The following is a 388-nucleotide window of genomic DNA, read 5'->3' as shown; positions in this document are numbered from 1 at the left end:
GCCAGCTCTTCTTCAGCGCCGGCATGGCCTGCGAGATGATGCGGGCATTGGTGCTGTTGACGCTGGTCTGCTCGCGCGTCTCCTGGGCACGCTGCAGGTAGTTGGCATAGACCGTGCGCACCGCATCGAGATCGCGCTGCAGCTCGCGCAGCCTGACCGATGCCTGGTCGGTGTCGAGCGACTTACCCTTCAGCGACGCCACCTTGGCCTCCAGTTCCTTCTGGTTGGCCAAGGCGCGCTCATAGTCGGTCTCGGCGGCGGTGACGAGGCGGCCGAGCTCGCGGGCAATCAGCTTGCGCAGATCGCTCAACTGCTGCTGCGCCGAGATCATCGAGGGATGGCGCGGCCCGAGCTCGGTGCCGAACTGCGCGATCTGGTCGACCAGCGT

The 388-nt window shown here is 66.2% G+C and carries 1 pseudogene; it reads right to left on the bottom strand.

Features of this window, described 5'->3' with window-relative positions:
• Nucleotides 1-388 (bottom strand): annotated as a pseudogene (locus EN786_RS36280) (lipopolysaccharide biosynthesis protein); the annotation flags it as partial.

This window comes from Mesorhizobium sp. M4B.F.Ca.ET.143.01.1.1, from assembly GCF_004792275.1.
GTDB classification, from domain to species: domain Bacteria; phylum Pseudomonadota; class Alphaproteobacteria; order Rhizobiales; family Rhizobiaceae; genus Mesorhizobium; species Mesorhizobium abyssinicae.
Note: the sequence above shows the minus strand (reverse complement) of the source record. Positions and strands in the feature narration are given on the sequence as shown.